The following is a 24722-nucleotide window of genomic DNA, read 5'->3' on the forward strand; positions in this document are numbered from 1 at the left end:
AGTGACTCCAGGATTATTGGGCTTTAGGAGCCAAAATCATAATCATGCTGCGGCCTTCCAGCTTAGGCTGGCGCTCAACAACAGAAATATCTTCCACTTCGTTCTTCACACGCTCCAGGATTTTCTGGCCGATACTCGCATGGGTAATCTCACGTCCGCGGAAACGAACGGAGCACTTCACTTTATCGCCTTCGCCCAGGAACTTGATAACATTGCGGAACTTGGTCTGATAATCATGTTCTTCAATGTTAGCACGGAACCAGACTTCCTTGATGTCCACGATCTTCTGGTTCTTGCGCGCTTCCTTCTCTTTCTTCTGCGTTTCATAACGGAACTTGCCGTAATCCATGATGCGGCATACCGGCGGTTTCGCCTGCGGTGCTACATTGACTAAATCAAGATTAAGATCGATCGCCATCTGCAACGCCTCGCGGATCGGTTTGATCCCGATTTGTTCACCTTCTGCTCCAACCAGCCGGACCTCTTTGGCCCGAATTTCATCATTGATCATATGTTCCTTACTGATAATACTCCACCTCCGGATCTTCTTGTAATGCGGTTCTCCATAAAAAAGGGATGCCGGTAACTCCCCGACACCCCGTTTGATCAACGTTCATGAATTATAACCATTCATAAAGCATTGAGATCAAAACCAGCCGGCAATTTAGCCGTTCAGGTGAGAAGCCGGTGCTTCTGCTTGCAATCCCTATGTTTTGCATACTTGAATACTATACAACACTGAGCGAACAGTGTCAATATCTTCCCAAAAAAATACTTAGATAACAATCAGGCATTATACTACACTTGCTTGCTCTGCACTTCCTCAAGCCGCACCACACGCGTGTGCTTGGTATGGCTCCATTGCTTGTTGTTCTGCGTGAAGAACGCGTAGAACGTAATGGGGTACCACGAGAGCAGATAAACCGGGAAGGCCAGGAGGTACAGATATACCTTCTTGAACTTCACCTTCTCCAGCGCCATGGCCAGCAGGAAGGTCAAAATATTGGCGCCAATGGCAAAGTAGCTCAGCCAGAGCGGCAAATGACCGTAAATATTAGCAATATGCGGACCATCGAACATGGAGTTGTCGATCCACATTACCGCCGTCATCAGGAACGTCAGCAGCACAATGTAGACGTTCGCTCCATAGAGCGCCAAGTCAAACTTCGTCAGGCTGCGTTCTTTGATGCTCTGCCACAGCAAAGGGAAGAAATAACGGCGGGCGACTGTGAAATGCCCCTGCATCCACCGCAGACGCTGTCTGGAGGAAGCCTTGAACGTAAGCGGCTTCTCATCGAAGACTTTAGCATCATAGTTAAATCTTGGATACACACCCTTAGAAGCGCTGCGCATGGTGAATTCCAAATCCTCCACCAGACTTGTGGCCCCCCAGCCCATCTCTTTGAGCAGGTTCGTCTCGAAGCACATGCCTGTTCCGCCGAGGAAGTTGGCCATATTCAGATTATGGCGCGACAGCTGCCAGAGCCGGTTGATGTACCAGTAGGATACGCCATAAGCAGCGGTAATCCATGAATCCTCCGGATTCTTGGTATCGATATAACCTTGAATTACACGGCCGCCTGAGCATAGATCATTATTCATTTCGGTCAGGAATTCGGTATGCGCGAGGTTGTCGGCATCAAACATCACGACAGCATCATACTGGCGGGGCAGCGCCCACAGCTCCTTGAGCATCCACTCGATAGCATAACCTTTTCCGCGAAGATTCGTGTTGGTCCGTACACAGGCATTCATGCCGTGCTCCCGTACGATGGCTGCTGTATTATCCGTACAGTTATCGCAGATGACAAATACATCGTACAGTTCCTGGGGATAATTAAGCTGCTTCAGATTTTCCATTAACGCGCCGACTACTTCTTCCTCGTTGTGCGCGGCAACCAGTACGGCAAATGACTTTTGCGGCGCATACTTAACCTTGTTCTTTTTCTTGTGCAGCCCAAACAGTGAGAATGCAAACTGATAAACTGCAATTGCCGCCAAGATCACTTGGAGCGTAACAAACAATGCGTCTGTCATGATCTTTTGATGCCCCCTTTTCCAAGTCTAGATGTTCTCTTTCTCTCTCAGGCTTGTTAACGTTCTTTCTGACCCTTTTGTTGCATCCCTTACAGCAGACAAGAATTATCCCTTTTTCTCGGGCAGGCTTCCGAATTGTGTATAGCCCCGTTCCTAAGATATGAACATGGTATCCGGATCATGGCCGAATCCTTATTTCTCTGTTACCTTATAAACGGGATCTTCCTGCTTGAATCATTGTAGACGCATTGGGGTACACAAGTCAAAACTGGCATTTTTCGAGTGATTCCGAGCTTTTTCTTGAAATGGACTGCCTTAAAAAAGTATGATAAAGACAGCTTCAGGTCTTGGAACCTGCTGCTTAAGCTGCGCCAAATATCTTTAGCCGGACTAACGGAGGGACAAGATATGAGACCTTTTTTCAAGAAACTGCATCTCTTGGAGCGGCTTCTCTTTCAATGGATTAACGGACGGCTGCATAACCGTTTTCTGAACTTCTGGCTCTGGTACCTCACTCATCTCGGAGGAGCTACGAGCTCCATCGGTATCAATCTTCTGATCTGGGCACTGTGTCCACAGCCATGGAGAACTACAGGACTGCAGGCACTGACCGCACTGGCTGTAAGCCATCTGCCCGTTGCCGTTGCCAAAAAGCTCTATCCGCGCATGCGGCCTTATCTGGCGCTGCCGGGCACCAATACGTTTCATAATCCGCTTAAGGATCATTCTTTTCCTTCAGGCCATACTACAGCTATCTTCGCCTCTACGGTTCCTTATATGATGGCCTACCCTGCCCTGACCTATATCTTGCTTCCGCTCGCCTGCACGGTCGGCTTCTCCCGGATCTATCTCGGGCTGCATTATCCGTCCGATGTCATCGCTGGTGCGGTAATCGGCTCCGGCGTTGCCGCAGGCACGCTTGCGCTATGGGTCTGACGCCCTCCCGGCTGCCGGACCCCTGAATACCACTAAAGAACAGGTGAACTATACATTGCGCAAAAAAAGAGTATTATTGCTGTCGGAAGGTTTCGGCGCAGGGCATACCCAGGCAGCATACGCGCTGTCGAGCAGCCTGCGCAAATTGTCGCCTGATGTGCAGACGAAGGTGCTGGAGCTCGGAAGCTTCCTCAATCCCAAGATGGCGCCGATCATTGTCTCTGCCTACCGCAAAACGGTGATCTCCCAGCCCCGGCTGATGGGCTACGTCTACCGGCACCAGAAATCATTCAATCGTCTTACCACACTTGCCCTGCACCGCATATTTTATACGCATACGCAAAATATTGTGAAGCAGCTGAAACCGGACATCATCGTCTGTACTCATTTCATTCCCGGCGCTGTGGTTTCCCGGCTGAAACGGCTGGACCCGTCGCTGAAAGCGCCGCTGATCACAGTCATCACGGATTACGACGCCCATGCCAGCTGGATCAGTCCTGAAGTAGACCGTTATCTGGTCTCTACACCGGAGGTCAAGGCTAAGCTCCGCCGCCGCAGTGTTGCTGCCGCCAAGATCCGGGTAACCGGTATGCCGGTACATCCCGATTTCTGGGAGCATCCCGGCCGGGAAGAGATCCAGAAGCAGTTCAGCCTCCGGAACATGCCTACGGTCATGGTCATGGGCGGCGGCTGGGGCATGATGAACGATGAAGTGGTGAACGAGGCCCTCGCCGGCTGGCGGGAGAAGGTGCAGCTTGTGTTCTGCCTCGGACAGAATGACAAGCTGCTGCGCGGAATGCAGGAAGACCCTCGCTACAGCCACCCCAACATCAAGCTGCTGGGCTTCACCCGTGAAGTCGATAAGCTCATGGAGGTCTCGGACCTGCTGGTCACCAAGCCCGGCGGAATGACCTGCAGCGAAGGATTGGCCAAGGGCATCCCTATGCTCTTCCATTCACCGCTGCCGGGGCAGGAAGAAGAAAACTGCCGTTATTTCACGGCCGCCGGCTTCGGGGAACCGATAAGCTCCCTAGATGTGGTCGACCGTTGGATGGAACGGCTGCTGGGTGACTACGGGGATGTGCGGGCCAAACGTCAAGCCCATCTGGAGGAGATTTCCCGGTTCAACCCGCTGCAAAGCGCCCAGAGCATCATTGACATGCTGGAATAGCCTCCCGGATTCTTATAGAACAATGGGACCTAAGGCATACACCTCCTTATATTGGATGATAAACGGCAAATGGCAGCCCAGGGAAGATTCCCCGGACTGCCATTTGCACTATACAGCTAATAATGTCGAAAGGACTACAGGCGGTATTTGTCCAGCCGGGAGGCCTGATACTGCTTAAGCGCCTCTTCCCCGACAATGGCCTCGCAGCGCTGAATGTTCACACCGCGTCCGTAAAATTTGGTTTCATATTCCGTCATGACATGCTCTTCATTGATCACGCCGCCTTCATGCAGATCAAGGGAAATGTTCTTCATCTGCAGACCATAGTCGGCAAAAGCATTCAGGGAGAATTCAAACAGGCTGCGGGAATCCGTCTTCAGGTGGATTTCGCCAAGCGGACTAAGCAGCCCGCGGTATTTGTCGAGAAAACGCGGATGCGTCAGACGCCGGCGGGCATGCTTGCTCTTCGGCCACGGATCGCTGAAATTCAGGTAGATCCGCTCCAGTTCACCCGGAGCAAATACTTCCTCCGCATAATCGATATTGGCCAGTGCCACTCTGACGTTCGGCGGCGTCTCTTCCCCTGCCGGCTCCCACACATTTCTGGCCTTCTCGGCTGCACGCCGGACCAGTTCATCGTACATATCAACGCCGATAAAATTGATACCGGGATATTTGAAGCTCATCTGGCTGATAAACTGCCCCTTGCCCATTCCGAACTCCACATGAATCGGATGATCATTGCCGAACAGCTCCGACCAACGGCCCTTCAGGCTGCGTGGATCAAGAATGACCAGGTCAGTCTGCTCCTCAAGGCTTTCACGTATTCCTTTTCTTCCGCGTAAACGCATTAGGTATTCCTCCGCTTATCTCTTATTGCATTATCTGTGAATAGGGAGCTGCGAGGAAATTAGTACCCGCTTTTGTTGACAAAATCTCCACGGTTTTGGGAGTTTTGTCAACAAATTAGCGGTACTTTATTTCGTCGCAGTCTCTAGGATAACTGCCACTTGCAATATTGTGCCGAACTTGCCGTCAAAAGTAAAGGGATTTAAGCAGGAAGCTGAAAATATCCCTGCAAAAATCCAAAAAAAAGGATTCCCCGTCCAGCCTGAAAAAGGCCGGTTGGAAAATCCCTTTTTGTTGTATTTGGAATTGGGGTCCACTTTTCAACAGTACATAGTCTACCTTGCCGGAGCGTTAAAATCAAATGTCTTCTCGAAGGCACTGCGGATCTTGCGCTGCGCTTCGGTCTTAATCTTGTGGTTGCCGTTAAATTCCACGCCTGTCAGGGCAAGGGCCTCATCAGGAGTCAGCTGCACATCAATCGAACCTTTATTATCGGGAAACACCGTTGGAGAATTCATCGTTATCACCTCTATGGTTTATTATGGACCGGACGACACGAAATTATGAATTCAAAAATGTGATTGTGGTTGCTGCAGCGGCTTTTTTACACTTTAAATATAACATATTGTGTAAGCATTTACAAGCGAAATCCCGGCTGTTTCCTGCCTATTTCTAGCCTTTTCCCGCCGGATTTCCGGGAGTAATTGTTACGCTCTTCTTTGATTTTTGATACAATGGGAAGGTTAATGAAAGGAGCTGCACATGTCTAATCTTCTACAGACCTCCTCTCCGCTTCTGTGGGGGGATAAACGGTTCCATACCTGGAACTATGAAATGCGTGATCAGATGGATACCAAGGTGTTCAAGGTCATGCTGGATGCCGGCTTCACCTGTCCAAACCGTGACGGTTCCATCGCCAAAGGAGGCTGCACTTTCTGCAGCGCCAGAGGGTCTGGTGATTTCGCCGGAAGCCGCCGCGATGATCTGGTTACCCAATTCAACAATGTACGTGACCGCCAGCACTTGAAATGGCCAAACGCCAAATATATCGGCTATTTCCAGGCCTACACTAATACGTACGCTCCCGTTGAGGAGCTAAGGGAATATTATGAGGTTATCCTGCAGCAGCCGGGTGTGGTCGGTCTCGCCATCGCTACCCGGCCGGACTGCCTTCCCGATGATGTGGTCGAATACCTTGCCGATCTGAACAAGCGCACCTATCTGTGGGTGGAGATGGGTCTTCAGACCATCCACCAGTCTACCTCCGATCTGATTAACCGGGCGCATGATACAGCCTGTTATACCGAAGCCGTTGCGAAGCTCAGACGTCACGGTATCCGGGTCTGCACCCATATCATTCACGGGCTTCCGCAGGAAACGCACGAGATGATGCTGGAGACTGTATCTGCTGTTGCCAACATGGGCGTGCAGGGGATCAAAATCCACCTGCTTCACCTCATGCGCAAAACGCCGATGGTGAAGCAGTACGAAGCCGGCCTGCTGCGCTTCCTGGAGCAGGATGAGTATGTGAAGCTGATTGCCGACTCGCTGGAGATTCTGCCGCCGGACATGATTGTCCACCGCCTGACCGGCGATGCTCCGCGTGATTCCCTGGTCGGCCCGATGTGGAGCCTGAAGAAGTGGGAAGTTCTGAATGCCATTGACCACGAGCTGATTGCCCGTGATACCTGGCAGGGTAAGTACTGGAGGAAGGGCTAATGGGCTTCATGTCCGTCCTTAGCTTTGCTCATAAATTAACCGCCGAGCGGCTCGCCCCCGGCGGACGGGCCATTGACGCCACCGTGGGCACAGGTAGCGACACCCTGTTCCTCGCCAAGGCGGCGGGGCCGCGCGGCGGGGTCTACGGCTTCGACATCCAGCACGCGGCGCTGGCTCTTGCCGGAGAGCGCCTGCGGCTGGCCCGGGAGGAAGCGCCTGCTGCGCTGTCTCCCGTGACGCTGCTGCAGCGGAGCCATGCAGCAATGGCTGAAGCCGTTCCGCAGGATTGGCGCGGAACGGTCTCGGCGGTGATGTTCAACCTCGGCTATCTGCCTGCAGGCGATGCCGACAAGACCATCATCACCGAGCCGGAGAGCACGCTGGCCGCGCTGGAGGCGGCGCTGCTGCTGCTGCGCCCGGGCGGGATCATCACGGCCGTGCTGTATCCCGGCCACGAAGGCGGCGGCCGTGAAGCTGCCGCCGTGGAAGCCTGGGCCGCCGGACTGGCCCAGCCGGACGCGCAATCCATCGTGTACCGCCAGCTGCAGCGCGATTCCGCCCCGTATGTTGTAGCTGTAGAGAAGAAAAAAGGAGCTGATCACTAAATGGCAGTAACCAAAATGGAGCATGTCGGCATTAAAGTGGACATTCTTGAGCGTTCACTGCAATTTTACCAGGAGGTCATCGGCTTGACGCTTCAGGGTATTCTGGGCCAGCCTGGAGATGAAGTGCGTCTCGCCTTTCTCAGCTTCCCCGGACAGGCCAGTGTTGAGATTGAACTGATTGAACGGGCATTCGAGGGTCTGCCGCAGGAAGGACGGGTAAGCCATACCGCCTTCACAGTCGATGACATTGAGGAAGAGCACAGAAGACTTGCCGGACTCGGCATCCCGGCACTGACCGGTATTTCAGAGCTCGCGAACGGCAGCCGCTATTTCTTCTTCGAGGGACCGGACAGCGAGAAGCTTGAGTTCTTCCAACCGGCGCATAGTCCTACAAATCCTGCACGAAATACAACATTTTCTTCATAAATAGCGATTTCCATCCAAATTGTTGTACAAAAGGCAGCATTTCTCCTCCTGCAAGTATTTTAGCGGCAAAATTCTTGTATTTTGTACAACAATGCTTCCAATCACCCTGGTATCACTCAATCAATGTTGTAATAAGTACAACATAACCATGATGCTGCCAATAATGTGTGAGCTTAAGCGTGTCACATATGATCCGGCTTGGTTGACCAGGGTCTGACCAGGGTCTGACCAGCGTTTGACCGGTTACTTATTGGGTTATAGTCCGATGTACCGTTTAAATATTAAGTCTTAAACATTCTATAATCAGGAAGGAAGATGTTGTAATGACTAAACCATATCCTCTGAAATTTCAGCCGGAGTTCAAAGAACGTGTCTGGGGAGGCCGTGCGCTGGAGAAATTCGGCCTGGAGCTGCCGGAAGGCCATATCGGTGAAGGCTGGATGATCGCTGACCACCCGAACGGAACCTCTTCTGTTGTGAATGGCGAACTTGCCGGACTAGGTCTGGATGCCATCCGTGAGCAGTTCGGACATGAATGGTTCGGCAGCAAGGGCATTACGGAAGACGGCGGAAGATTCCCGCTGCTGATCAAGCTGCTCGATTGCAATGACAATCTTTCCGTACAGGTACACCCTACTGATGATTATGCCGGATTACCCAAGGGCGAACTGGGCAAAACAGAAATGTGGTACGTGCTGGATGCCAAGCCGGGTGCCAAAATCATCTACGGTCTGAAAGAAGGCGTAACCCGCGAGGTTCTGCAGGATGCACTTGAGAACGGGACCGTTATGGACAGCCTTCAGGAAGTGACTGTAGCGGCAGGAGATTCTTTCTATATTCCCGCAGGCACCGTTCACGCCTTGTGCGCAGGTGTCGTTGTAGCCGAAATCCAGCAGAACTCCGACACTACATACCGGATTTATGATTACGACCGTCCCGGCCTGGACGGCAAGCCCCGCGAGCTGCATATTGAGGATTCCCTGAATGTTACTGCCTATGAAGGTGCAGGCGCGACCTCGATGAAGACAGACGGTGCAGTGACCGGTGAATGGCTGCAAATCGCCTCCTCCCCTTATTTCATCGTTGAAAAAGGTGTGGTCGCCGGTGAATGGCAGCTTGCCACCACGGACGACAGCTTCACCATTCTGGTGATCTGTGAAGGCAGCGGCCACCTGATCTGGGAAGACGGCTCCCAGCCTTATGCAGCAGGCGAATGCTATCTGCTCCCGTCCAGCCTCGGCGCTTACAGCATCGAAGGCATGTCCACGGTTCTCCGCTCTTATCTGCCGTAAGCAACCATAACTTGTATACCGGGCAGATTTAGTTTAACGAAGTACTCTTGCGCTAGGATTGCTGAATTTAACTTTCAGGAGGACGGCGATGACAGAGAACACCTTTACGATGACGGATCCACTAGGTGTCAAAATCCATGTCTATGAATGGCTGCCGGAAGCTGGAGCTGACGTCAGAGGGATCGTGCAGATCTCTCACGGCATGTGTGAGACGGCTGCGCGTTATGCCCGTTTTGCGTCCGCGCTCACCGCAGCCGGTTATGCGGTGTATGCCAATGACCACCGGGGCCATGGCCTCACCGCCGGCCAAGTCAATCTGCTAGGCGATACCGGGGAGAACGGTTTCTACTGGATGCGCCGCAATCTGCTGCAGCTTGCGGGAATCGCCTGCTCCCGGCATCAGCATGTGCCGATTTACCTGTTCGCCCATAGCATGGGCTCCTTCCTGGCCCAGAAGCTGATGTGCGAAGAAGGTAACGAAATCTACAGCGGCTTCATTCTCAGCGGTACCAACGGTCCGCGGAGCATGCTGCGGCTGGCAGAATCGCTGTCGGCAATGCAGCTAAGGCTGCAGGGAGACCACCATCGCAGCGTATTGTTGAACGGCATTGTCTTTGGCGCTTATAACCGTGCCTTCTCTCCTGTCAGGACCGCCTTTGACTGGCTTAGCAGAGACCCTGTGGAGGTGGACCACTTCATCTCCGACCCGTTCTGCGGGGCGATCTGCACTACCCGCTTCTTCCGGGATTTCTTCCATATGCTGCGGGAGCTTCATACCAGGGCCACCCTGCGGACCTTGTGCAGAGATAAACCTGTCTATCTGTTCGCCGGAGAGAAAGACCCCGTGGGGATGAACGGTCAAGGGGTGAAGCGTCTGGCCGAACTGTACCGCGGGCAGGGAATACAGGACGTAGAGTGCAAGCTGTACCCTGAAGGCAGGCATGAGATGCTGAACGAGGTCAACCGGGATGAGGTCACCGCCGATGTGCTGGACTGGCTTGCCCGCCACCTCCCTGCCGGCTCCATGCGGCTTCAGCCTACGGCGAATTAGCTTCAATGGAGCTTTGACTTTGGTGCCCTGGCTGACCATTCGTGTAACCCGCAGGGGAAATGCTGAGAAATGTCAGTAGCTTAAATCGGTATGTATCCAAAATAAAGCGAGGTACGACGTCTCTGACGGCGTACCTCGCTTTCGCTTATGCTGCCAAAGTTCTGCTGCTGCCCAGGGTGCCTCCACCTGATTGACATTGCAGCAGCAACTATTGCTGTATTTTCTGCAGGATCCCCGCGGAATTGCGCATCCCGGTATGAGACTCCCCCTCAAGCTTTAACTGTAAAATGTACAACTAAAACGATCTTTTTCTGCGCAGAAGGAGTTTTAATTGCACTCTATACACTTATAAAATGCTCCTATGCCATAAAAGCGCACTATTCTCTAATTTAATTGTACAGAATACAGTTATCCCTGCTCATCCGGCTTTTCGCCGTATTTTAACTGCACGAAATACAGTTATCTGCTAAGCGCTCTGCTTGAGAACGGTCTCAATCCTTACCGATTGCACCTAATTCAGGCCCAAGCTTGAGGATGATCCAATTCCAGGTTCCATCGCTTATCTGCCTTGGGAATCCCTTCAGTTTATATCTGATATTATCTTCACTAAAACCTCTCTGTACGCATCTAAATCATATGAAGAATTGTTCACTTTTGTCTTAGCCATATTTACGCCGTTAAAGATCCTTTCTTCCAGTCCCCTTCTTGCCTTAAGAACCTGTAAAGTCCCTGCCAAACCATGGTGGCCGTGTTTCTTGCCAAACCCTTGTTTGGTGTAATAGTCAATAAACCCTTCTGACCATTCCCGGGGTCTTTCTTCAACAGCCTTGCCGAAAGAGTAATCAAGATCGTTCTGGTCAACGTATATCAGAAGCGGATTCAGCGTTTCTACAATGGCTGCCAGTTCAATAACATAACTTGTGACGTCTTCCTTGGCGGCATCATGTTTGATCATTCCCATGGTCACAGGATTCTGTATGAAGCAACAATCAAAAATATAAAGGTCAGCGCCATTTAAGGCACTCTCCGCAAACTGCTTCCATTTTTCCGTAATCAGTTCCCTATTTCGGGGTAGCGGCAATTCATACACATCGTGCTTCACCAAAGTATCCAGCATTTCATTTGGAATACTTGAACCGTGTTCATTGATTAGTTTCCGGTATTCCACGAAATAACTATTTCCTTGATTCCATGTATATGGGCTTAATAAATCCCTGAATTCCTCATAGGCGCTTAATAGATCATCGTATTCAACTTCATCTAGACAAGCGACTCCATCATAATCAGCAGGATGATCCAAATTTCCTTCAAGGAATAGCCTGGCCTTAAGATTTCTCTCCGTAAGAATTTCTTGCACCAGCTGAGCCGTAGTTGATTTCCCGGAGCCCGGTAAGCCCTCGATTAAGATCAATTTAGTTTGCATATAGTAGTTCCTCCATTCATTTTCAGGAGGATAGGCAGGTAAGAATCAAGGGAGATGCGTTATTCCCGTAAAAATAAAGCGGATACCCAAAGGTATCCGCAGAGTGGTTTTTATGATACACCTTATCCTGCATACCCTGTAAGATTAAAGAAAGACATGCCTAATACAATAGTGCGTTCACTATTACAGGCATTCTTTAGACTTGTTAATCTTTACAGAGTCATCCACATGATACGGTTTATGCTCCTTTATAGGCATCTCATTTCTGATATTAACACCGGATACCACCAATTACAATTACGTTGTTTCTATTACAGCCTGCGTTTTATTATATCCGGTAATCGAAGCATGCGGAATTTCTTCCACCTCTCCTACCAGGGTACGAAAAGCCATGCCGTGTCCGGTAATGATCACTTTTTTATATCCGAGATATCTGTCAATTACCTTCTCAATGCGGTTCTTCAGCAGTTCTTTGGACTCCCAAAGCTTGGTTACCCCGGGAGGATACACTCCATGATTAGCATCATAATCGTTCCCCAGCTCTGCAAGCCGCTCCAGGGAATCATATTCAAAGGTTAAGTCAGGCTGCCATTCCCTTAAATCCAATTCAACCTTTATGTCTAAACCGAGTTCCTTGGATAAAATAGCGGCCGTTTGAAGGGCTCTCGTATATGGAGAAGAGACAATCACTTCTGCCTCTTTTAAACGCTCATCCTTTGCTGTCCAATATACCTGGTTCACTCCTGCTTCCGTAAGAGGTACCAGATCCCGGCCATGGCCCTTTAATTTATACTGCTCATTGATGTTCCACTCGGGTTCACCATGGCGAATGAGATAAAACTGTGTCATTGAAATCCCCCTGCATCTTTTTTTGGTACTAAATCTATTCGCTCCTCCTGCTACACAATCCTACCCGGTCGTATTTCTTAATGGAAGCCTGCCACGCTCTTCATATCGCATCTGCTGAAGTAGTAGAACGTCATGAACACAGCAAAAAGCCGAAGCTTCACTGCCCCCATGGGACAACCGTAAGCTCCGGCCATTTCGACTTCCATTTCCGTGTCTTATTCAAGTAGACATCCTCACTGATTAGCGCCTTGTTCGGCCTCAGGATTAAATGAAACAGATCGTGCAGACCGAACGGTGCGTATACCAGCCACTTACCCTCGCTGCTGAGTCTCGCCCCCAGCGATGTGACTGTTGTCGGCCAGCTGTTAATTGCATCCTCCAGAGAAGCGTAAGGTGCCAGCTCTACACCGAACTTATCACGGTACCACAGATGAACCCGGGCCTGGTTCTTGATATCCACCGGAATTGAAATACCTGCAAACAGCTCACGTCCGTTGGCGATCATCCGGTCCTCCGCAGCATAGCTCAAATCATGCCCGTCGTAGTAGATTATATCAATATCACTGATTCCGTAACCCTGCTCCCGCCCGGTAAGCTCGTTCCACACCGCCTAAACCAGACACCCTGCACCAATATAATAAGGAAACGGACCCAGACCTTGAGCACGCTTGAAAATATCCATCAGCAGCATATTGCGGGAGAACAGCTCCGTCAGACGATTGCGAAGGATATCCCCATCATCCATGGGCAGCCGGAGCCACGGCCTCAGTAGCCAGCTCATATTGTAAAATCAGCTGCGGCCCTTTGCTCCCGCTGCGCCGCAGCCCGTAATCCTGAAACCCTGCCCGGGCGTATAGCTGTCCGGCAGGGATGTTGCGCTCATTAACGGCCAGCACAATCTGCTCTGCTTCCGGGTAATGACGGCGGACGAAATCAGGCAGAAGGGCCATCGCTGCTTTGGCGAAGCCTTGTCCCTGGCTGGAATAATCCATCAAAAATGCGCGCAGAAGCACTGCGCCGGAGTAGTCTTGGAAGAAGTCCGCGATGCCTTCTCCGGTATGAAGAACGAAGAAGCCTACCGCCCGGTCTCCCTGGGCAATGACGACTCCCATTTTGCCGGCATCCGTGCAGGCATCCTGCAGCGTCTCTTCAGGCAGCCCGGTAAACTCCGCCTGCTCCGGAGGAAGCTGAAAGCTCAGCAACTGGTCCTTAAATTTCTCCTCATGCTTCTCTTCATACCTGAACAATGTAATGCGCTGATCCAGACTCATCCTTACATCCCTCCCCCAAACAGCATATTTCCCATGAGCCTAACTTAAGCTGTTTACTATTACCGATACAAGCGCGAACTTAAAAAGTTTAATTCTGCCAGCAACCAATCTGGGAATCAGTATCTGAGGAATCGGGCAATTCCGGCTTATCCTATAGCCGAAGCGATTAATCAGTTACTTGTTTGATTTGGTTGTAGTCCTCAGTGCGGGTTATATAGCCGCAAGTTCTTGCTGATTCAGCAGCTGGCTTCCGGCTATATAGGCAGCGTGTAATACTGCGCCCGCTGGCTCTCGTCCTGCTGATACAGCACAATCAGCAGCGTACTGCCATCGCTTGAACCCGGATGCGCATCAGCCAGAGCCGGGGCTGCCCCCTCGGCCACAGCCAATGCTGCCGCAGAATTCGGCGTTGCTATCCCAGCCGTCACATTCTCTGCGGCTTCTGCTACAGCAATACCAGCGTTCTCGCCTTCAGCACCATCCAAGCCGTCAAATCGCAGCCCGCTGATCGAATCCAGCACCGGCTCAAGCCGGAACGGAAGCACATCCAGCACGATGTACTTCTGCAGCTCACGCTCACTTAAGCCCGCTTCTGCCAGCTTGGCCGAAATCAGCTCCGGCTGCCCGGCAATCTGCTTCAGGTATTTGGCCCACTCCGACTTGCCCATCACCTCATCCCACCAGATTTTGCGCGGCTTGTACTTATGGCCGAGGAAATAATCCAGCTTCATCAGTCCGGTGATGATGTCCATGGACGCCGTCCCCCGGTCCGTGAGGAAATTATGCAGCCGGGTGAACAGATCCTCGAGCTGATGTCCGATCTTCTGCCAGCCCCGCGCTTCCCAGTAGTCGCCGAATTCCTGGAAGAAATCGAATGGTGACGGGAAGACATGGCGGATCAGATACTTGACCGAATGAGCCAGGCGCTGGCTGTTCCAGTACTTCTCCAGCACGTCCTCCAGCCGCTTCAGCCGGATAATGTCCGAGAACGGCATGACATGGCTGCTGAGAATTTCGTACGGCGCATGCTCCATGTACGTATAGTCGTATTTGGCCGCCTGGGCGCGCAGCCCGGTGCCGCGGAGCATTTTGAGGAAACCCAGCTGCAGCTCCTCCGGCTCCATGGCGAATACATCATTGAAGGTCTTGCGGAAGGTCGAATAATCCTCCATCGGCAGTCCGGCAATCAGATCGAGATGCTGGTCGATATTGCCGCTGGCCTTGATCTTCATTACCGTGCGGGACAGCTTCGTGAAGTTCTGACGGCGTTTGACCAATTCATTGGTCTCGTCATTGGTCGACTGCACACCGATCTCGAAGCGGAAAACTCCGGGCGGCGCATTCTGGGCGAGGAAATCCAGCACCTCCGGACGCATAATATCCGCTGTAATCTCGAATTGGAACACACAGCCCTGGTGATTGTCGATCAGGAACTGGAACATCTCCATCGCGTAATTGCGGTTGATATTAAAGGTGCGGTCGAGGAATTTGATCACCTTGGCCCCGCCTTCAATCAGATAGAGCAGATCGGATTTCACCCGTTCAATATCGTAATAACGCACGCCTACCTCGATGCTGGACAGGCAGAACTGGCAGTTGAAGGGACAACCCCGGCTCGTCTCAAAATACACAATACGCTTACTGAGCTCCGGCAGATCATCCGCGAACCGGTGTGGCGTCGGCAGGGTATTAAGGTCGCTTTTGGGACGCGGCGGGTTGACAATCAGTTCCTCCCCCTTGCGGTAGGCAGCGCCGTATACGAAATGATACTTGTGCTCATCCCGGATCTCCTGCAGCAGATGATGGAAGGTCTCCTCCCCGTCCCCGTTGACTACGAAGTCGATTCCGGCTTCCCGCTTCATCCAGTACAGCGGCTCATAAGACACCTCCGGCCCGCCAAGTACGATCTTCACCTCCGGCATCACCTGCTTGAGGATCGCGACCAGCTTGACCGTTTCTTCAATGTTCCAGATATAACAGGAGAAGCCGATCACATCCGGCTGCTTCTGGAAAAGGTCCGACACGATATTCATCAAGGGATCTTTGATGGTGTATTCCGCCAAAAGGATATCTTCGAATTCATGCTCGCTGTACGCCTTCAGAAGCCGGATCGCCAGTGACGTATGAATATATTTGGCATTTAATGTGGCCAGGATGATTCTCATGCCTTATAACCTTCTTTACATTTCATTTTGAAAAAACTCCAGGAATGCCTTGCCGTATTTGCGGTACTTCACTTCGCCGACACCCTTCACCCTCAGCATCTCCGCTTCCGTCTGCGGACAAACCACGCTCATCTCGCGCAGCGTCGCATCATTGAAGATGATGTAGGACGGCACATGCTCGCGCCCCGCAAGCTCCCGGCGGATCAGGCGCAATTGCTCGAAGACCGTCTCGTTGACGGCCGACGGCGAATGGTCGCGCGTACGGCTGCGGTCCCGCGTGCCGGAGGTGACAAGCGTGCGGGCCACGCGCTGGTGAACCTCACGCTGGCCGCGCAGCACCTCGGCAGCCAGCGGCTGCAGGCGCACGACCGGATACTGGCCTTCGGACAAGGCCAGATAACCCTCCGAGATCAGCACATTGATGCTCTCGGTAATCTCCTTCTCGCTGCGCCCGGACATCGCCCCGTGGGTCGGCAGCTTCTCGAAGCCGTACTGCAGCACCTTCTGATTGCGTGAGCCCTTCAGCACTGAGGATACCAGCGCCACCCCGTAGCGTTCACGCATGCGGTGGATGCAGGAGAAGATCTTCTGAGCATCCACCGTCATGTCTACCAGCTGCCGTTCATCGGTGCAGGAGCTGCAGATGCCGCACGGATCATCGTCATGATTCTCGCCGAAATAATCCAGCTGTGCACTGCGCAGGCAACGGGTGGTGTAGCAGTAATCAATCATCTGCTGCAGCTTGCGGTATTCGTTGGCTTTGCGCTCTGTGTCCTGCGGATTCTGCTCAATCAGGAATTTCTGCGTCATGATATCCTGTGCACTGAAGAGCAGAATACAGTCACTCGGCTCCCCGTCGCGGCCGGCACGTCCGGCCTCCTGGACATAAGCCTCCATATTCTTCGGCATATTATAGTGGATGACATAACGGACATTGGACTTGTCGATCCCCATCCCAAAAGCATTCGTTGCAACCATGACGCGGATATCGTCATACAGGAACCCTTCCTGGTTCTCGGCCCGTTCCTGGTCGCTCATCCCGGCATGATAGCGGCCCGCGGCGACTCCCGCCGCCTGCAGCCGCTGATAGAGATCATCCACCTCTTTGCGGGTGGCGGCATAGACGATACCCGGCTGATGCGAATGCTGCGCCGTGTAGTCTAGTACGAATTCACGCTTATTCTCTCCGCGCAGCACTTGCATGGCCAGATTATCACGGCCAAGTCCGGTCATGAAGACGCCCGGATCGCGCAGACGCAGCAGCCGGACCATATCCTCCATAACCTCAGGTGTAGCGGTAGCGGTAAAAGCGGCCAGAATCGGCCGCTGCGGCAGCTCCTCTACAAACGGCGACACCGCCAGATAGCTGGTACGGAAATCATGGCCCCACTGCGATACGCAGTGCGCCTCATCGACAGCCACGCAGGAGATGGACAGCCCTGCCATCTCCAGGCGGAACCAGTCCAGCTCCAGACGTTCCGGCGCCACATACAGAAGCTTCAGCTCGCCCCGGCGGGCAGCGCGGATCCTGTCATTCACTTCCTTGCCGCTTAGGGTGCTGTTGATATAGGCAGCCGGAATTCCGGCGGTAGTAAGGGCGTCCACCTGATCCTTCATCAGCGAGATCAGCGGGGACACAACAAGTGTAAGTCCCGGCAGCAGCAGTGCCGGAACCTGATAGCAGATCGATTTACCGCCTCCGGTAGGCAGGATGCCCAGCGTATCGCGGCCTTCGAGCAGATTGTTCACAATTTTCTTCTGGCCTTCCCGGAAATCGGGATACCCGTAATATTTTTGCAGTTCAGCCTGCGCTTGCTCCATTAGTGATCCTTGCATCTTCATATCTCTTCTGACTCCTTAAGACTTTCTACCTTTAGTTTACCGGGCAACAGGGTACTTAGGCAACCGCTTGAAGCAGATATCCTAGCACTCCTTTTGGGCCTGTTACATAAAATTTACATAAAAATCACGCGATCAAGCAACACTTTATAGAAATACATTCGAATTGTACTGCTGAGGAGGCCGCCATTTGCAAGCCTGGAAAGATAAATATACCGCTTATGTGCATAAGCAGCAGCAAGCTTCTCCTCCGGAGCCTGACAAAAGTCCGCTTACAGGAAATCTGCAGGCTGATTTACAAGCGCTTCAGGCACGGCTCGGCGACAACGGCGACCTCGTAGTCCGCGACTTCCAGCTCTTCGGAGCCCACCAGGCCGTAATGCTCTTTTTCTCTTCACTGGTTAATACGGAGCAGGTGCGCGAGCATGTCCTTAAACCTTTAATGGCCGGGCCCACCGGGCATAAGGAAATTCCGGAGCATATGGCCGGTATGATCCATTATATCTGGAGCACAGCCGTCCAGGTAACTCAGGGAACAACCACTACAGACATTTCCGTGCTGCCGGACGCTGCCGTGAAGGGTGAGCTGATTCTGCTGATAGAGGGAGTGCCCGAAGCCCTTGTGCTCGATATGCGCCAGATTGATATGCGCGGCGTGGAGCAGCCGCAGACCGAGCAGGTCATCCGCGGACCCCGTGAAGGGTACGTAGAGAAGCTGGAGAACAACCTGTCCCTGCTGCGCTACCGGCTTCAGAGCACAGATTTCCGGATTGAAATCAGCCCGATCGGAACCCGTACCCAGTCGAGGGTGGCCTTATGCTATGTCGAGAGCATTGCCGATAGCGGGCTCGTTGCTGAAGCGATGCGCAGAATCTCAATGATTGATACCGACGGCATTCTTGATGCCGGATACATTGAGCAGTTCATTGAAGACCAGCCGCTGTCTCCGTTCCCGCAGGTGCAATGCACAGAGCGGCCCGACAAGACGGTTGCCGCTCTGCTGGAAGGGCGGGTTGCCATGCTTGTCGACGGTTCTCCATTTGCTGTAATCGTCCCTGCTCTATTCAACCAGTTCTTTCAGACGGTAGATGATTACACAGAGCGTTTCATTATGGGCAGCCTGATCCGCATAATCCGTCTCATCGCGCTGTCTTTCTCACTTTTTTTCCCGGCGTTATATGTTTCTGTGATCTCGTTTAATCCCGAATTAATGCCAACGGAATTCGCTGTGGCTATCTCGGGCGGAAGAGCAGGTGTGCCGTTTCCTGCCGTTCTGGAGGTACTGATCATGGAGGTCTCCATGGAGGTGCTGCGTGAAGCTACGATCCGTCTGCCGCAGATGATCGGCGGCGCCTTATCCATCGTGGGCGTTCTCGTGATTGGACAGGCAGCAGTAGGTGCCGGACTCGCCAGTCCGATTACCGTGGTGATTGTGGCGCTGACGACCATCGGTTCTTTTGCCACTCCAGCCTATAATGCTGCTATTGCCTTGCGGATGCTAAGATTTCCGCTGATTATACTGGCCGGAATGTTCGGTCTCTACGGTGTGATGATCGGTACGATTCTCATTCTGAACCATCTGCTGTTCCTGGAATCCTTCGGCGTCCCGTATATGTCCCCTTTCATACCCGGCAAATGGCGTGACCTGAAGGATACGCTGGTACGTGTGCCGCTGTGGTGGATGCGCCGCCGTCCGAGCTTCCTGCATGCCCAGAATAATGACAGGCTGTCCCGCAATGTTCCCGCAGTACATGTAGATCAGATCCTCAGGCAGGAAGGTGAACCCAGTGAACAATCTCCGGCAGATCACAACGCTGCGCGCAGCCGCCGTCATCAGTAGCACCATTATCGGTGTCGGGATTCTCAGTTTCCCCCGTTACATGGCATTAGCCGGGAACAGCAGCGCGCCCTTCATCGCATTCAGCGGCGTCGTCCTGTCTTTCCTCAGCTATTGGCTGCTCGCCTCCCTGTGCCAGCGTTTCCCCAAAGAGTCCCTCTTTGTGTTCAGCCGCAGGCTGATCGGACGTCCGCTAGCCACCGTCTTCACCGCCGTAATTCTGATATTATTTATTACGCTGACAGGGATCACTACACGCCAGTTCGGAGATGTCGCTACAACCGTGCTGTATAAAAAAACACCAATTGAAGCCACCATTTTTCTGATGCTGCTCGTTAGCCTGCTCTCCTCCAGACGCAATGTTGTGAAGTTCTCGTATATCCATTTTTTCTACCTGCCGCTGATTGTCGGCTCCATCGTACTCACGATCCTCATCTCCCTGAAAAGCGTTGATCTGCTTAATCTGCAGCCCATTCTAATGTCACCTACCCTCGAATTCTGGAATGGTGCACGGGAGGCAAGCTATCTGTTCCAGAGCTCCTTCGTGATTACACTGCTGATCCCTTTCATGGAAAAGCCGAAGCACGCATTCCGTGCTGGCGCGCTGGCCATAATCATGTCGGGTGCCATCTATGTACTGATCGTGATTGCCTCTGTGGGAATGTTTGGTGCGGAGGAGACCAAGCTGCTGATCTATCCCACGCTGGAAATGGCGCGTTCCGCAGCATTTGGTGAGGGTTTTCTTGAACGGCTGGATGCCATCTTCATCATTATCTGGGTCATTTCGGTCTATACAACGGTGTACACTACGTATTACATATCCGCTTACCTGATGCAGAACCTGTTCGCTCTCCGTGATCAGAGTATGGCCGCAAGTATACTGCTGCCGCTGATCTTTGCTCTGGCGATGCTGCCCCCTAATGTCTTCGAGGCCTATGAATGGATTCTTCACCTGGGCAATGCCGGAATGGTACTGATGATTGGATATCCGCTGCTGCTATGGATGGCCTACTTCATCCGGCGCGCCGGGAAGGAGGCCTCCTCATGATCAGAAGGCTTCCGCGCTCATTCGCCCTAATCCTAATGCTGGCTATGGCTGCCCCTGTTCTAAGCGGTTGCTGGGATCAGGTAGAAATTGAAGACCGGGCGCTTGTACTCGGGTTGTCCATCGATAAGATCTCGGCCGAAGAGGCAGAGAAAGGAGACGAAGTCACCCATATTAACCATGATAATCTGCCTGCAGAAATGATCAGTGTGACCGCACAGATTGCGGTTCCCGGCAGAGTTCCCCTGGGTCCCGGAAGCGGAGGAGGCAACCCGGGTGACGCCAAGACCAGCCCGGTCTGGGTAGTTAGCGTGCGCGGCATTTCACTCGATGATGCCATGAACAATCTGCAGCAGCAGATTGCCGACCCGCGTTATCTGGTTCACCTGCGGATCATTATCATCAGCGAGGATATCGCCCGGGGCAATCTCGAAGAACTCAACGACTATCTCCGGCGCAATCCGGAAATCCGGCGCAGGACCTGGCTGCTGGTATCCGAAGGCAAAGCTTCTGATTTCATGGATGTGAATCCGCCGCTTCAGCGTGTGCCCACACTTTATATTTTGTCCATGATGGAGAAGTCGGTGTCCTCCGGGAAGTTCCCCCGGGATTATATCGGCACATTCTGGTCGGCGGATACCAAGTGGGGCCAGAGCGCGTACTTGCCTTATGTCGCACTTCGCAATAGAGATAATATCCTGATCAAAGGATTGGCTTATTTCAGCGGCGGAAGAATGGTCAACAAGACCGCTCCGATTGAAATCGGCGGCTTCATGGCACTCAAGGGAATCGACCCGGGAGGTTATTCTACCCTCTTTCATACCAATAAGATGGGTATCGTCATGACCAAAATCAATGAGCGGTTCACCCGGACGCGGAGCTACATCAAGGACGGCAAACCGGTTCTGTCGTATCAGGTCTTCCTGGAGGCCGATCTCGATGAGCAATATGGCAGCAATATCCCTGTCGACTCATCCGCCAAGCTGCAGGAAATTGAACGGGATTTCGAGGAACAGGTCCGAAGCATACTGACCGGACTGGTTAAGCAGACCCAGAAGGATCACTCCGATATTTTTGGCATGGGCGAAATGATCCGAAGTCACCATCCTGCCTACTGGAAAGAGCATATCCATGACAAAGATGACTGGGAAAACCTGTATGGCAGCATTGAGGTAGACATTCAAATGAAGCTTCATATCCGGAGAGTGGGACTGAAAGACCAATAACCGGTAATTAAGTTCATGTATCTATATTTATAAGGGAGCGATCCGCATGGTCCGCCTGTTCGGAAGTCTGGTTATCATAATGTTAATCTCCACACTGATGCTGCTGGCGGTAGATGCCCGGATTTACAATAGCAAAGGCTGGCTCCGGGAGAAAAAATACGCTATGGTTCTGGGATGGGCCTACGGCGTCATCTCCCTGGCTATCCTTATCGGGCTGATCATTTATGTCTAGCTGTCCCGGCACCCTCCGTAGTATTTCTTCACGGCCCATGGTATATTGAGGAGTACAATATTACAGGACGGAGAATGCAGGCATGAATACAAGAAGAAATCCCAAAGAGGGTTCCAAGCGGGGCGTGAAGCCCGCAGCAGCCTCCAAGGCTCAGCCTAAATCAGGAACCAGAAATCAGGGGAACAAGACCTCTAACCATAAACCGGGGGCAAGACCGGGAGCACCTGCCACAACAACAACTAAAACACCTGCACAGATAAAATCCTATACGGTGTCCGAGCCCGCAGAGCTGCTGCCTTACCTGCTTAAGACGATTACGAATAAGGGACGGAATGCGGTCAAGTCGATGCTGTCCCGGGGACAGATATCGGTAAACGGCAAGCCGGTAACCCAGCATAACCATCAGCTCCATCCCGGTCAGACCGTGACCATTGATCAGGAGAAGCATGCAGAAGCCAAAGAAATGCTCGGGCTGACCATTGTCCATGAGGATGATGATATCATCGTCATTCAGAAGGATGCCGGACTGCTGTCGATTGCTACCGGAGAAGACAATGAACTGACAGCTTACCGCCAATTGATGGAGCATGTGCGCCTGACGAATCCGAAGAACCGCGTCTTTGTGGTACACCGCCTGGACCGTGATACCTCAGGAGTCATGATGTTTGCCAAAAGCGAGGCGATTCAGCAGTCCCTGCAGAACAGCTGGAAAGAGACCGTCAAGGAACGCTCCTACGTGGCGCTGGTGGAAGGCGCAGTCAAGAAATCCGAAGGCACCATCAGCTCCTGGCTGAAGGAGACGTCTACGCTGAAGATGTACTCCAGTCCGCATGAAGGGGACGGGCTGCATGCCGTAACCCGTTATAAGCTGATCCAGGCCAACCGCCATTTCTCCCTGCTGGAAGTCCACCTGGAGACCGGACGGAAGAACCAGATCCGTGTCCACATGTCAGACATCGGGCATCCAATCGCCGGCGACAAGAAATACGGCGCAGAGACCAAAGCCGTCGGCCGTCTCGGACTGCATGCCCGCGTGCTCTCGTTCGTTCATCCGACTACCGGGGATATCCTCACCTTTGAGAGTCCGATTCCAAAGACATTCCTGAAGTATACTGCACCTGCGCCGACGAACTGATTAAGCCCGGCTAATTTCTTAGTCAATTACTAGAGTGTGATTCCACTCCAGACACATTTATTCGCGTAACTAAAGGAAAATGAGAGGCATTTATGCCTCTCATTTGTCGCTTTCGGGAATTCCCCGATTCATCCGCTTTCTGTGGCAGAGATCCGGCCCAAATCCACAATTGTTGTACAAACTGCAGCATTTCACCTTTTTCAAGCGGCTCAGCAGGATTATTCTTGTATTTCATACAACAATCCTCCCGATCACCCGGCTATCCATCAATCAATGTTGCAAAACGTACAACATTTCTATTTACAGTGTCTATAGTGCTTCCCAAGAAGCCTCCACTCCGCCGCTAAAGAATCCAGTGTAGAGGCATTGACGTATTCCGCCAGTCCCGCAATCATCCGGCTTAGATAAACTCCCCGATCTCCAGCAACGGCGGATCGGTCTGCACGGAGTCGGGATACTTAATGCCCGCGCCTGTGTTCAGCACGACCACCCGGTCCTCCGGCCGAATCCAGCCAGACTGCGCCAGCTTGCGCGCAGCGGCGAAGGCGGCGGCACCTTCCGGACAGATGAACGAGCCCTCCAGCCGGGCAATCTTCTCCTGCTCGATGCTCATCTCTGCATCGGAGACAGCGATTGCCACGCCGTCCGTCTCATAGACGGCCTTCAGCACCAGGAAGTCGCCCAGCGCCTTCGGCACATTGATGCCGAAGGCGGCGGTGGCGGAATCCGGCCAGAACTGCGAACGCTCGGCCTTCTCTTCCCACGCCTTCACGATCGGCGCACAGCCTTCGGCCTGCACGGCAACCAGCCGCGGCAGCGGGCCCTGCACCCAGCCGAGCTCCTGCAGCTCCTGCAGCGCTTTATAAATGCCGATTAATCCGACTCCGCCTCCGGTGGGATAGAGAATTACCTCCGGCATTTCCCAGCCAAGCTGCTCGGCAATCTCCAGCCCCATCGTCTTCTTGCCTTCGATGCGGTAAGGCTCCTTCAGGGTGGAGGCGTCATACAGCCCTTTGTCCGCCACCTCCCTTGCTACAATGGCCCCGGCATCGCTGATCAGGCCGTTGACCAGATACAGCTTCGCTCCGGCAAGCGCCACTTCGCTGCGCGTAATCTTCGGCGCATCCTGCGGCATCACTATCGTTGCCTCAATGCCAGCCCTTGCCGAATAGAGCGCCCATGCTGCTCCGGCATTGCCGTTCGTCGGCATGGCCAGCCCTGTTACGCCAAGCTCCTTCGCTTTCGAGACACCAACCGCTGCCCCGCGTGCCTTGAAGCTGCCGCTCGGCACCAGACTCTCATCCTTCATTAACAATGAAGAGATACCATAGTCTTCTCCGAGACGCGGCAGTGCAAGCAGCGGCGTCATTCCTTCCCCGAGTGTGACCACATGGCCCTCCTCCACTACCGGAAGCAGCTCATGGTACCGCCATAAATCAGGATTCCTGCTGCCCAAATCCTCTTTCGACCACTCCCTCTTCAATCGTTCCAGATCATACCGCACCAGCAGCGGGGATCCGCATGTACAGAGCTGGCGCACAGCATCAGCACTATAGTATTCTCCGCATTGCGGACATTCCAAATGTGATATATAGCTGTAACTCATCCGGCACT

General features: G+C 52.8%; 25 protein-coding genes. 12 read left to right on the plus strand and 13 right to left on the minus strand.

The window, feature by feature from the left end:
- Nucleotides 1-13: 13 nt before the first annotated feature.
- Nucleotides 14-511 (minus strand): translation initiation factor IF-3, encoded by a 498-nt coding sequence (infC, locus tag NSQ73_RS25390; RefSeq protein WP_039301536.1) that lies wholly within the window; start codon nt 509-511, stop codon nt 14-16.
- 287 nt (nt 512-798) lie between these two features.
- Nucleotides 799-2037 (minus strand): glycosyltransferase family 2 protein, encoded by a 1239-nt coding sequence (locus NSQ73_RS25395; RefSeq protein WP_042134481.1) that lies wholly within the window; start codon nt 2035-2037, stop codon nt 799-801.
- A 408-nt stretch (nt 2038-2445) separates the two neighbouring features.
- Between NSQ73_RS25395 and NSQ73_RS25400 the strand changes: the two genes are divergently transcribed.
- Complete coding sequence (locus tag NSQ73_RS25400) at nt 2446-2973, plus strand: phosphatase PAP2 family protein (RefSeq protein ID WP_042233383.1); 528 nt, start codon at nt 2446-2448, stop codon at nt 2971-2973.
- 55 nt (nt 2974-3028) lie between these two features.
- The gene (locus NSQ73_RS25405) at nt 3029-4144 is read left to right on the plus strand and encodes a UDP-N-acetylglucosamine--LPS N-acetylglucosamine transferase (protein ID WP_042134480.1); all 1116 of its coding nucleotides are present in this window, start codon (nt 3029-3031) and stop codon (nt 4142-4144) included.
- Between the two features lie 134 nt (nt 4145-4278).
- On the opposite strand, the gene trmB is transcribed toward NSQ73_RS25405, so the two are convergent.
- Both trmB and NSQ73_RS25415 read right to left on the minus strand, forming a co-directional pair.
- Complete coding sequence (trmB, locus tag NSQ73_RS25410; RefSeq protein WP_042134479.1) at nt 4279-4995, minus strand: tRNA (guanosine(46)-N7)-methyltransferase TrmB; 717 nt, start codon at nt 4993-4995, stop codon at nt 4279-4281.
- Nucleotides 4996-5328: 333 nt separating this feature from the next.
- A complete protein-coding gene (locus NSQ73_RS25415; RefSeq protein ID WP_039301551.1) occupies nt 5329-5511 on the minus strand; it encodes a hypothetical protein in 183 nt (60 codons plus the stop codon).
- A gap of 244 nt (nt 5512-5755) precedes the next feature.
- Between NSQ73_RS25415 and NSQ73_RS25420 the strand changes: the two genes are divergently transcribed.
- The 5 genes from NSQ73_RS25420 to NSQ73_RS25440 all read left to right on the plus strand — a co-directional run bounded on the left by NSQ73_RS25420 (nt 5756) and on the right by NSQ73_RS25440 (nt 10086).
- Nucleotides 5756-6712, plus strand: coding sequence for a TIGR01212 family radical SAM protein (locus tag NSQ73_RS25420; RefSeq protein WP_039301554.1), 957 nt, complete (start codon nt 5756-5758; stop codon nt 6710-6712).
- Complete coding sequence (locus NSQ73_RS25425; protein ID WP_340988624.1) at nt 6712-7317, plus strand: tRNA (mnm(5)s(2)U34)-methyltransferase; 606 nt, start codon at nt 6712-6714, stop codon at nt 7315-7317. Before NSQ73_RS25420 ends, NSQ73_RS25425 begins: the two co-directional genes overlap by 1 nt.
- Complete coding sequence (locus tag NSQ73_RS25430) at nt 7318-7743, plus strand: VOC family protein (RefSeq protein WP_336102975.1); 426 nt, start codon at nt 7318-7320, stop codon at nt 7741-7743.
- 323 nt (nt 7744-8066) lie between these two features.
- Complete coding sequence (locus NSQ73_RS25435; protein ID WP_340988625.1) at nt 8067-9035, plus strand: type I phosphomannose isomerase catalytic subunit; 969 nt, start codon at nt 8067-8069, stop codon at nt 9033-9035.
- A gap of 88 nt (nt 9036-9123) precedes the next feature.
- Nucleotides 9124-10086 carry an alpha/beta hydrolase gene (locus NSQ73_RS25440; protein ID WP_340988626.1) on the plus strand — a complete coding sequence of 321 codons (963 nt, stop codon included), beginning with the start codon at nt 9124-9126 and terminating at the stop codon, nt 10084-10086.
- A gap of 580 nt (nt 10087-10666) precedes the next feature.
- Here the strand turns inward: NSQ73_RS25440 and NSQ73_RS25445 are convergent.
- The 7 genes from NSQ73_RS25445 to recQ form a co-directional block, all read right to left on the minus strand.
- A complete protein-coding gene (locus NSQ73_RS25445) occupies nt 10667-11509 on the minus strand; it encodes a hypothetical protein (protein WP_340988627.1) in 843 nt (280 codons plus the stop codon).
- Nucleotides 11510-11806: 297 nt separating this feature from the next.
- Nucleotides 11807-12358: a histidine phosphatase family protein gene (locus NSQ73_RS25450; protein WP_340988628.1), complete on the minus strand. Its 552-nt coding sequence runs from the start codon at nt 12356-12358 to the stop codon at nt 11807-11809.
- A gap of 157 nt (nt 12359-12515) precedes the next feature.
- Nucleotides 12516-12965, minus strand: a complete 450-nt coding sequence (locus NSQ73_RS25455; protein ID WP_340988629.1) for a nucleotidyltransferase family protein — start codon at nt 12963-12965, stop codon at nt 12516-12518.
- A gap of 3 nt (nt 12966-12968) precedes the next feature.
- A complete protein-coding gene (locus NSQ73_RS25460) occupies nt 12969-13139 on the minus strand; it encodes a hypothetical protein (RefSeq protein WP_340989438.1) in 171 nt (56 codons plus the stop codon).
- Entirely contained in the window at nt 13096-13629 is a 534-nt protein-coding gene (locus NSQ73_RS25465) for a GNAT family N-acetyltransferase (protein ID WP_340988630.1), read from the minus strand. Before NSQ73_RS25465 ends, NSQ73_RS25460 begins: the two co-directional genes overlap by 44 nt.
- A gap of 254 nt (nt 13630-13883) precedes the next feature.
- The gene (locus tag NSQ73_RS25470) at nt 13884-15794 is read right to left on the minus strand and encodes a B12-binding domain-containing radical SAM protein (RefSeq protein ID WP_340988631.1); all 1911 of its coding nucleotides are present in this window, start codon (nt 15792-15794) and stop codon (nt 13884-13886) included.
- Between the two features lie 15 nt (nt 15795-15809).
- A complete protein-coding gene (recQ, locus tag NSQ73_RS25475; RefSeq protein WP_340988632.1) occupies nt 15810-17636 on the minus strand; it encodes a DNA helicase RecQ in 1827 nt (608 codons plus the stop codon).
- Nucleotides 17637-17823: 187 nt separating this feature from the next.
- Here recQ and NSQ73_RS25480 point away from each other — a divergent pair, with 187 nt between their 5' ends.
- The 5 genes from NSQ73_RS25480 (at nt 17824) to NSQ73_RS25500 (ending at nt 23108) form a co-directional block, all read left to right on the plus strand.
- Complete coding sequence (locus NSQ73_RS25480; RefSeq protein ID WP_340988633.1) at nt 17824-19473, plus strand: spore germination protein; 1650 nt, start codon at nt 17824-17826, stop codon at nt 19471-19473.
- On the plus strand, nt 19421-20518 hold the full coding sequence (locus tag NSQ73_RS25485) for a GerAB/ArcD/ProY family transporter (RefSeq protein ID WP_340988634.1): 1098 nt from the start codon (nt 19421-19423) through the stop codon (nt 20516-20518). Before NSQ73_RS25480 ends, NSQ73_RS25485 begins: the two co-directional genes overlap by 53 nt.
- On the plus strand, nt 20515-21741 hold the full coding sequence (locus NSQ73_RS25490) for a Ger(x)C family spore germination protein (protein WP_340988636.1): 1227 nt from the start codon (nt 20515-20517) through the stop codon (nt 21739-21741). Before NSQ73_RS25485 ends, NSQ73_RS25490 begins: the two co-directional genes overlap by 4 nt.
- A 46-nt stretch (nt 21742-21787) precedes the next feature.
- Nucleotides 21788-21973, plus strand: coding sequence for a CLC_0170 family protein (locus tag NSQ73_RS25495; RefSeq protein WP_042134467.1), 186 nt, complete (start codon nt 21788-21790; stop codon nt 21971-21973).
- A gap of 82 nt (nt 21974-22055) precedes the next feature.
- Complete coding sequence (locus tag NSQ73_RS25500) at nt 22056-23108, plus strand: RluA family pseudouridine synthase (protein ID WP_340988638.1); 1053 nt, start codon at nt 22056-22058, stop codon at nt 23106-23108.
- A gap of 22 nt (nt 23109-23130) precedes the next feature.
- On the opposite strand, the gene NSQ73_RS25505 is transcribed toward NSQ73_RS25500, so the two are convergent.
- Both NSQ73_RS25505 and NSQ73_RS25510 read right to left on the minus strand, forming a co-directional pair.
- Nucleotides 23131-23343, minus strand: coding sequence for a hypothetical protein (locus tag NSQ73_RS25505; RefSeq protein WP_340988639.1), 213 nt, complete (start codon nt 23341-23343; stop codon nt 23131-23133).
- A gap of 165 nt (nt 23344-23508) precedes the next feature.
- Nucleotides 23509-24714 carry a threonine synthase gene (locus NSQ73_RS25510; RefSeq protein WP_340988640.1) on the minus strand — a complete coding sequence of 402 codons (1206 nt, stop codon included), beginning with the start codon at nt 24712-24714 and terminating at the stop codon, nt 23509-23511.
- Nucleotides 24715-24722: the final 8 nt, after the last annotated feature.

Source organism: Paenibacillus sp. FSL R10-2736, from assembly GCF_038000245.1.
GTDB lineage: Bacteria > Bacillota > Bacilli > Paenibacillales > Paenibacillaceae > Paenibacillus_AQ > Paenibacillus_AQ phytohabitans.

Excerpts from the sequence above, each read along its gene's own strand:
- infC (WP_039301536.1), bottom strand. The coding sequence starts at position 511 with ATGATCAATGATGAAATTCGGGCCAAAGAGGTCCGGCTGGTTGGAGCA.
- NSQ73_RS25395 (WP_042134481.1), bottom strand. The coding sequence starts at position 2,037 with ATGACAGACGCATTGTTTGTTACGCTCCAAGTGATCTTGGCGGCAATT.
- NSQ73_RS25400 (WP_042233383.1), top strand. The coding sequence starts at position 2,446 with ATGAGACCTTTTTTCAAGAAACTGCATCTCTTGGAGCGGCTTCTCTTT.
- trmB (WP_042134479.1), bottom strand. The coding sequence starts at position 4,995 with ATGCGTTTACGCGGAAGAAAAGGAATACGTGAAAGCCTTGAGGAGCAG.
- NSQ73_RS25415 (WP_039301551.1), bottom strand. The coding sequence starts at position 5,511 with ATGAATTCTCCAACGGTGTTTCCCGATAATAAAGGTTCGATTGATGTG.
- NSQ73_RS25420 (WP_039301554.1), top strand. The coding sequence starts at position 5,756 with ATGTCTAATCTTCTACAGACCTCCTCTCCGCTTCTGTGGGGGGATAAA.
- NSQ73_RS25425 (WP_340988624.1), top strand. The coding sequence starts at position 6,712 with ATGGGCTTCATGTCCGTCCTTAGCTTTGCTCATAAATTAACCGCCGAG.
- NSQ73_RS25430 (WP_336102975.1), top strand. The coding sequence starts at position 7,318 with ATGGCAGTAACCAAAATGGAGCATGTCGGCATTAAAGTGGACATTCTT.
- NSQ73_RS25435 (WP_340988625.1), top strand. The coding sequence starts at position 8,067 with ATGACTAAACCATATCCTCTGAAATTTCAGCCGGAGTTCAAAGAACGT.
- NSQ73_RS25440 (WP_340988626.1), top strand. The coding sequence starts at position 9,124 with ATGACAGAGAACACCTTTACGATGACGGATCCACTAGGTGTCAAAATC.
- NSQ73_RS25445 (WP_340988627.1), bottom strand. The coding sequence starts at position 11,509 with ATGCAAACTAAATTGATCTTAATCGAGGGCTTACCGGGCTCCGGGAAA.
- NSQ73_RS25450 (WP_340988628.1), bottom strand. The coding sequence starts at position 12,358 with ATGACACAGTTTTATCTCATTCGCCATGGTGAACCCGAGTGGAACATC.
- NSQ73_RS25460 (WP_340989438.1), bottom strand. The coding sequence starts at position 13,139 with ATGAGCTGGCTACTGAGGCCGTGGCTCCGGCTGCCCATGGATGATGGG.
- NSQ73_RS25465 (WP_340988630.1), bottom strand. The coding sequence starts at position 13,629 with ATGAGTCTGGATCAGCGCATTACATTGTTCAGGTATGAAGAGAAGCAT.
- NSQ73_RS25470 (WP_340988631.1), bottom strand. The coding sequence starts at position 15,794 with ATGAGAATCATCCTGGCCACATTAAATGCCAAATATATTCATACGTCA.
- recQ (WP_340988632.1), bottom strand. The coding sequence starts at position 17,636 with ATGAAGATGCAAGGATCACTAATGGAGCAAGCGCAGGCTGAACTGCAA.
- NSQ73_RS25490 (WP_340988636.1), top strand. The coding sequence starts at position 20,515 with ATGATCAGAAGGCTTCCGCGCTCATTCGCCCTAATCCTAATGCTGGCT.
- NSQ73_RS25495 (WP_042134467.1), top strand. The coding sequence starts at position 21,788 with ATGGTCCGCCTGTTCGGAAGTCTGGTTATCATAATGTTAATCTCCACA.
- NSQ73_RS25500 (WP_340988638.1), top strand. The coding sequence starts at position 22,056 with ATGAATACAAGAAGAAATCCCAAAGAGGGTTCCAAGCGGGGCGTGAAG.
- NSQ73_RS25505 (WP_340988639.1), bottom strand. The coding sequence starts at position 23,343 with ATGAAATACAAGAATAATCCTGCTGAGCCGCTTGAAAAAGGTGAAATG.
- NSQ73_RS25510 (WP_340988640.1), bottom strand. The coding sequence starts at position 24,714 with ATGAGTTACAGCTATATATCACATTTGGAATGTCCGCAATGCGGAGAA.